Annotated in this window: 4 protein-coding genes; 2 read left to right on the top strand and 2 right to left on the bottom strand. The window is 67.5% G+C overall.

The features are described from left to right. Positions 1-705: 705 nt before the first annotated feature. Together V5F66_RS11280 and V5F66_RS11275 are read left to right on the top strand one after the other, a co-directional pair. Complete coding sequence (locus V5F66_RS11280) at positions 706-2,679, top strand: peptidoglycan DD-metalloendopeptidase family protein (protein WP_157048078.1); 1,974 nt, start codon at positions 706-708, stop codon at positions 2,677-2,679. Positions 2,680-2,864: 185 nt separating this feature from the next. After that, positions 2,865-3,788, top strand: a complete 924-nt coding sequence (locus V5F66_RS11275; protein WP_394093874.1) for a hypothetical protein — start codon at positions 2,865-2,867, stop codon at positions 3,786-3,788. Between the two features lie 51 nt (positions 3,789-3,839). On the opposite strand, the gene V5F66_RS11270 is transcribed toward V5F66_RS11275, so the two are convergent. Continuing rightward, positions 3,840-4,259 (bottom strand): DUF2267 domain-containing protein, encoded by a 420-nt coding sequence (locus V5F66_RS11270; protein ID WP_394093873.1) that lies wholly within the window; start codon positions 4,257-4,259, stop codon positions 3,840-3,842. 111 nt (positions 4,260-4,370) lie between these two features. Beyond that, positions 4,371-7,010, bottom strand: a complete 2,640-nt coding sequence (clpB, locus tag V5F66_RS11265) for an ATP-dependent chaperone ClpB (RefSeq protein ID WP_394093872.1) — start codon at positions 7,008-7,010, stop codon at positions 4,371-4,373. Positions 7,011-7,244: the final 234 nt, after the last annotated feature.

The following is a 7,244-nucleotide window of genomic DNA, read 5'->3' as shown; positions in this document are numbered from 1 at the left end:
GGGAACCGACGCCTCATCCTCCGGCTTGTAAACCGGCGGCTTCACAACAATCTGTCGTGAGGAGCGTCGGAGACGCGCCGTCCTCCGTCCAGTGGGCGGCGGCAGCGCGTCGTCGATGGCCGTGTTATAAGGAGGCCCCCCCGACGTGTCAACAGGGTGCCTCCAGCAGATAATTGCACCGGTGTGACGCTGTGGAAATGTTGGCCGGCTATTCGGCTGGAAATGTTGCACTGCAATGGTTTTATGCCTGTGCATAACTTGCAGTGCGGTGAACGGCCGGGCGCCCTCCCCTGCCCCGGCGGCGCAAAAAAGAGATTCGGAATTCTCGCGAGTCAGCCGATTTCGCGCGTCAGCGCCGAAAACGCGAAAGCCCATCCGCCCGGCTCGCCCCCGCCGCCGCATGGAAGCCCACCGGTCGGGCGCGACCCGTGTCCTCTACATGTATTAGTACGCGCGCGCGAGGCGCGAGCCCGGTAGGAGTGGCCCTGCCATGCTTTCGCCGCGACCTGCCCCTCACATGCGGCCCGACATTGACGGGTCGCAAGGCGAAAGGCATGGTCCGCTTTACGTCTTGGTGAAAGTTAAGCCTTTGCGCTGCCGGCGCGCGCTCAGCTGAAGGGACGGATTTTGCAGCATCGACGATCTGCCGGAGCCTGGCGCGATGCCACAAGCGCAGCCGGGCTCGGCGAGGACCCCCCGCTCGGGGTGGACGGAGACGAGGAAGACATCGACCGTCGCCGGGTTTCCGTGCGCTGGTTCGCGGCCACGCTTCTGACGGCCCTGTGCGGCTCCTTCCTCATGGGCGGCGCGGTCTATGCCGCGCTCGACGGCGAACACCGCTTCGCCCTGATGCCCGAAAAGGTACGCAATACCATCCGCGGCGCCCTCGCTTTGGGCGAGCGCCCGGTCAATGCCGCCCGCAAGGGCGATCGCATGTCCCTGCTCGGCGACAGCGCATCGGCACGCCAGACCTTCCGCGTCTCCACCGCCACCAAGGTGGGCGACCGCGAGATCATCAAGGTGCGCCCCTTCACCCGCGTCGCGGCGAACCTCGCCATGAGCACCACCTCGGTCTCGGCCAATATCCCGCGCTTCAACCCGGCCCAGGTGGTGGCTGAATCGGTCTCCAAGGAAGAGGCGGCGCCGCAGGCCGAGCCGACCGGGGAAGTCACCCTGGTGATGCGCGACCTGTCGAGCCTGCCGCAGAGCACCAAGCTGGGCGCAGCGACTCCCATGGAGAACGTGCTGGTCAAGGTGCGCGAAGTGGCCGAGCTGAGCCGCCCCGGGCCAGGCAATCCGGGTGCCCTGCCCCCCGCCATCGTCGGCGGCCCCGGCTTTGCCCCTCCGGCCTCCCCCACGCCCTATCTGTCGTACGCCAGCGTCGGCGACGCCCTGGGCAACGGTGCCGGACTGCCGGGAAGCGCGGTGCCCGGCGCCCATGCCCCCGGCCTGCCGGCCCAGCAGGCCATGCCCGGCAACATCAGCTTCGTGCCCAAGACCTCGGACGAGACCTCCGGCGGCAACGATTGGTCCGATACGGCCGTGGTGGTGAAGAAGGGCGATACCATCGCCTCCATCCTCATCGACAACGGCGTCTCCAAGGAGGACGCGCGCGCCGCCGCCGCCGCCTTCGGCCGGGGCCGCGACGGCCAGGTGAAGGACGGCCTGCGCATGCGCATGCTGCTCCAGGAAGAGAACAAGCGGGTCCGCCCGCTGCGGGTGTCGATCTTCAGCGACCTTGGCCACGAAGGCACCGTCGCCTTGTCCGACAAGGACGAGTTCGTGAACGTACCCGAGCCGTCGGAAACCGAGATCGCAGGCATCTCCGAGGATACGGACGACGACGACAGCGGGCCCGGCATCCGCCTCTATGAGAGCGTCTACGAGACCTGCCTGCGCAACGAAGTGCCGCGCGCCGTCATCGCCGACATCATCCGCGTCTATTCCTTCGACGTGGATTTCCAGCGCCGGGTGCGTCCGGGTGACAATTTCGAGATCCTGTACTCAGACGATCCCGGTGCGTCGAACGACGTGCTCTACGCCGCGCTCACGGTGAACAAGGAAACCCGGCGCTACTACCGCTTCCAGACCGCCGACGACGGCGTGGTCGATTATTACGACGACGACGGCAAGAGCGCGAAGAAGTTCCTGGTCAGAAAGCCGCTTGCCGGCGGCATCATGCGCTCGCCGTTCGGCTATCGCCGCCATCCGATCCTCGGCTATTCCAAGCTGCACACTGGCGTGGACTGGGCCGACGCCATCGGCACCCCCATCTATGCGGCCGGCAACGGCACCATCATCTATGCCAACTGGAAATCGGGCTACGGCAAGCACACCGAGATCCAGCACGCCAACGGCTATGTCAGCACCTATTCCCACCAATCGGGATTTGCCCGCGGCATCCGCGAGGGCATGACGGTGCGCCAGGGCCAGCTCATCGGCTATATCGGCACCACCGGCCTCTCGACCGGCCCGCACCTCCATTACGAGGTGAAGATCAACGGCAATTTCGTGGATCCCATGCGCATCAAGCTGCCGCGCGGCCGGGCGCTGGACGGGCGCTTCCTCGCCGAGTTCAAGCGCGAGCGTGAGCGTATCGAGGCGCTGCTGAGCCATGCGCCGGTGCCGCCCCGCGTCGCGGCCGCCAGTGCCGGCGCCAAGAAGGCCGCCAGCAACTGAGGGCCAGTCCCGAGCGCCTTCAGGCCAGGCCGGCCTGAAGGCGGATCCCTGCGCCATCCGGCCGGCCTGCGATGCCGCCAGGCCGGCACGTAATCCGCCCCGCCTGCGACAGCGGCGGATGTTCCGGTCCCGTCGGGACCGCGCCAGTATGCGCCGCCTGTTTTCGACCACTGCGAGCACCGCTCATGATCCGCTTCGCCCGCCGCCTTGCCCTGCAGACTGCCGGCGTCGTGCTTCTCGCCGCCAGCGTGCCCCTTGCCGCGGTGGCGGGACAAGCGGACGACGACTATATCGCCGCCCGCGACAAGGCCGTGGCGGCGCTCGCGGCTGCGGAGAAGGCCGGGGCGAATCCGGACGATCTGTACAAGCGCGACGAGGCGGCCCTCGCGACACTGCAGAAGCGCATGGCCGCACTCCTTGGCCCGCTTACGTTCAAGGGTCTCAACGCCCCGCCCACCTTTTCGCCGGGCACGCTGCTGGACGGCCAGATCGAATCGGGCGAGCCCGATGGCCTGCGGTTTTCCGACGCCGACTTCACCACACGCCTGCTGGTCTCGCCCGAGCCGGTGTTCGCCGCGTGGCTCGCCGCACGCGCGAAGGAAGAGAACGCGCCGCCGGAGCTGGCGGGCGGCATCAAGGCCGCCATGGCGACAGACCTCTTCTACACCTACGCCATCAGCAGCGACGCCGCCTTCGCCATCTATACGCAATTGCCGGTGGCGGCCACCGAAGGCGAGACAACCTACGCGGCCCTCGGCCTCTTCAGCCAGGACGTGGCGGCGAACCAGGTGCCCGACAGCATCGTCATCACCCGCATCGCGAACGGGCGCGTGATCATCGGCACCAGCGAGGCGAAGGTGACCATCAAGTCCATTCCCGCCTGCGACCAGGTCTGGAAGACCTATGCCGCCAAGGCCAAGACGCTGCGCGCCGCCGCGCAGAAGTCGAAGAAGGATGACGATCCGCGCTGGGACGACGCCTCCCGGGCCGAGGACGAAGGCTCCGCCGCCTATCGCACCTGCTTCGCCAAGGAAGCCAAGAACCAGCCTTTCTTCACCGCCGCCGTGGCGCGTGCCGAAGCCCTGCTCCAGACCGCGCGCGGCAACTGATCGATCGGCCGCGATCCCCGCGCGGCCCGCGCCTTCAGCCTGCGACGCCCATCACACCGCCCAGAAACCGGCCGCGCCCTCGGGTAAAATAGCAAGAACGCGGTCGAGCTTTTCCGCCTCCATGTTCCGCCGCAAGGCCGCAGCCACGTCGGCGATGGCGGAGGCCGGCGCGAAATTGTGGTGCCGGCGCAAATCCTGCACCTCGGCCGTCAGCGCCGCCCGGTCCGTGAATGTCCGCCGCGGCTCCGCTGGATCCCAATCCGCGACGAAGATCGCCCGGAGCACGGGCGGCAGCACCCCGGCAAAGCGGATGGCGTCTTCCAGCGACAGGCGCCGCCGGAACACCCGCAACACCCCGTCCACCATGGTGTAGGCCTGATTGCGCGTGCCAAGGCTCGCCGTATCCCGCGCGTCGGCGAGGAAGCGCTCGAAATCCTCGGTGGCGTGCTGGAGATCCATCGGTATCGGCATCGTTCGCTCCCCGGTCCGGCGCGGACGCCATAGACCTTGCGGGAGGAATGAAAAAGGCCCTCCCGATGGGGAGGGCCTTTCTGTTCTCAGCCGCTCGGGACCGGACCGTCCTCAGGCGGCCTGGTCCACCGGCGCCGCCTCTCCCGCGAAGGTAAGCTGGCCGTTGTCCAGGCCCACCTTCACCGTTGCGCCGTCCAGGACGGTGCCGGCGAGGATCTTCTCGGCCAGCGGGTCCTGCACCAGCTTCTGGATGGTGCGCTTCAGGGGACGCGCGCCATAGGCCGGGTCGTAACCCTTCTCGGCGAGGAAGGCCCGCGCCTCGGGGGACAGCTCGATGGTGATCTTGCGATCCTCCAGCAGCTTGCGCAGCCGGCCCATCTGGATGTCCACGATGGAGTCCATCTGCTCCCGCTTCAGGCGGTGGAACATGACGATCTCGTCGATGCGGTTGATGAATTCAGGGCGGAAATGACGCCGCACCGCCCCCATCACCATATCGTAGGCCTCCTCGTCCGACACCACGGTCTCTCCCTCGTGGCCCGGCACCTTGAAGCCCATGGGCTGGCGCGGGTCGGCGAGGAATTCGGCGCCGAGGTTGGAGGTCATGACGATAAGCACGTTGCGGAAGTCCACCGTGCGCCCCTGCCCGTCCGTGAGGCACCCGTCGTCGAGCACCTGCAGGAGGACATTGAACACGTCCGGATGGGCCTTCTCCACCTCGTCGAACAGCACCACCTGGTAGGGCCGGCGGCGGACCGCCTCGGTGAGGGCACCGCCCTCGTCATAGCCCACATAGCCGGGAGGCGCGCCGATGAGGCGGCTCACGGAGTGCTTCTCCATGTATTCCGACATGTCGATGCGGACCATGGCGGTCTCGTCGTCGAACAGGAATTCGGCGAGCGCCTTGGTCAGCTCGGTCTTGCCGACGCCGGTGGGGCCGAGGAACAGGAACGAGCCGATGGGCCGGTTCGGGTCCTGGAGGCCGGCGCGGGCGCGACGCACGGCGGTGGAGACGGCGGCCACGGCCTCCGACTGGCCCACCACGCGCTTGGCCAGCTCCAGCTCCATGCGCAGGAGCTTCTCGCGCTCGCCTTCCAGCATCTTGTCCACCGGCACGCCGGTCCAGCGCGAGACGACGCCGGCGATGTGGTTCGGCGTCACTGCCTCTTCCACCATCTGCCCGGCTGCGCCCGCCTTCTCGACCTCGGCGAGCTTCTTCTCAAGCTCGGGGATGACCGAATAGGTCAGCTCGCCAGCCTTCTGGTATTCGCCCTGCCGCTGCGCGGTGGCCAGATCCGCCCGCGCCTGATCGAGCTTCGACTTCAGCGTGGTCGCGGCGCCCAGCTTCTCCTTCTCCGCCTTCCACTTGGAGGTGAGGACGGAAGCCTTCTCCTCAAGGTCGGCCAATTCCTTCTCGGAGCGCTTCAGGCGGTCCTTGGAGGCGGTGTCGGTCTCCTTCTTGAGGGCCTCCTGCTCGATCTTGCGGCGCATGATCTCGCGATCGAGGCTGTCCAGCTCCTCGGGCTTCGAATCCACCTGCATGCGCAGGCGGGAAGCCGCCTCGTCCATCAGGTCGATGGCCTTGTCGGGCAGGAAGCGGTCGGTGATGTAGCGGTTGGACAGGACCGCCGCCGACACCAGCGCCGAATCGGTGATGCGCACGCCGTGGTGAAGCTCGTACTTCTCCTTCAGCCCGCGCAGGATGGAGACGGTATCCTCCACCGTGGGCTCGGAGACGAAGACGGGCTGGAAGCGACGGGCCAGGGCCGCGTCCTTCTCCACGTGCTTGCGATATTCATCCAGCGTGGTGGCGCCGACGCAGTGCAGCTCGCCGCGGGCCAGCGCCGGCTTCAAGAGGTTGGAGGCATCCATGGCGCCGTCGGTCTTGCCGGCGCCGACCAGGGTGTGCATCTCGTCGATGAACAGGATGATGCCGCCTTCCGCGCTCTCCACCTCGGAGAGCACGCTCTTCAGGCGCTCCTCGAACTCGCCGCGATATTTCGCGCCGGCGATGAGGGAGCCCATGTCGAGGGCCAGCAGGCTCTTGTTCTTCAGGCTCTCCGGCACGTCGCCGTCCACGATGCGGCGGGCGAGGCCCTCCACGATGGCGGTCTTGCCGACGCCGGGCTCGCCGATGAGCACGGGATTGTTCTTGGTGCGGCGCGCCAGCACCTGGATGGTGCGGCGGATCTCCTCGTCGCGGCCGATAACCGGGTCGAGCTTGCCGTCCCGCACGGCCTGGGTGAGGTCGCGGGCGTATTTCTTCAGGGCGTCATAGGCATTCTCGGCGGTGGCGCTGTCCGCGGTGCGGCCCTTGCGCAGGGCCTCGATGGCCGCGTTCAGGGTCTGCGGCGTCACGCCGGCCTTCACCAGGATACGGCCCGCCTCGGTGTCCTTCTCGATGGTCAGGGCGAGCAGCATGCGCTCGACGGTGACATAGCCGTCGCCCGCCTTCTTGGCTGCCTGCTCGGCGGTCTCGAACACCTTGGCCAGCTGCTGGCTGAGATAGACCTGGCCGGAGCCGCCTTCCACCTTCGGCAGCTTCTTCAGCGCCGCTTCCACCTCGGCCCGCACCAGCACGGGATTGCCGCCCGCGCGCTGGATCAGGCCCGAGCACAGGCCTTCGGGATCGTCCATCAGCACCTTGAGCAGGTGCTCGGGCGTGAACTGCTGGTTACCCTCCCGGGTCGCCAGCGACTGGGCCGACTGGACGAAGCCGCGCGCGCGCTCGGTATAGATCTCAAAATTCATGTCTCTCCTCCTTCTCGCGCCCGGTACCTTCTCAGGAAGCATAGGGGGCACGGTGGGACACGGTCCCGGCATCCCCGGCTACCGCTGCACAGATGGAACGAACCTGTGCCGTGCCTCATGTGGGTGTGGCCCGGCGGCAACGGAAGGGGTCTGCGGCTGATTTCGCACGGATCCTGCGTGGACAAGGCTCAGCCCCCTTTCGTGCTGTCCGGCAGCTTGGACCGATCTCCACCG

The organism is Xanthobacter versatilis (assembly GCF_043193975.1).
Taxonomy (GTDB): Bacteria; Pseudomonadota; Alphaproteobacteria; order Rhizobiales; family Xanthobacteraceae; genus Xanthobacter; species Xanthobacter autotrophicus_E.
This window is presented reverse-complemented; position numbering and strand designations above follow the sequence as displayed.

Excerpts from the sequence above, each read along its gene's own strand:
- V5F66_RS11275 (WP_394093874.1), top strand. The coding sequence starts at position 2,865 with ATGATCCGCTTCGCCCGCCGCCTTGCCCTGCAGACTGCCGGCGTCGTG.
- V5F66_RS11270 (WP_394093873.1), bottom strand. The coding sequence starts at position 4,259 with ATGCCGATACCGATGGATCTCCAGCACGCCACCGAGGATTTCGAGCGC.
- clpB (WP_394093872.1), bottom strand. The coding sequence starts at position 7,010 with ATGAATTTTGAGATCTATACCGAGCGCGCGCGCGGCTTCGTCCAGTCG.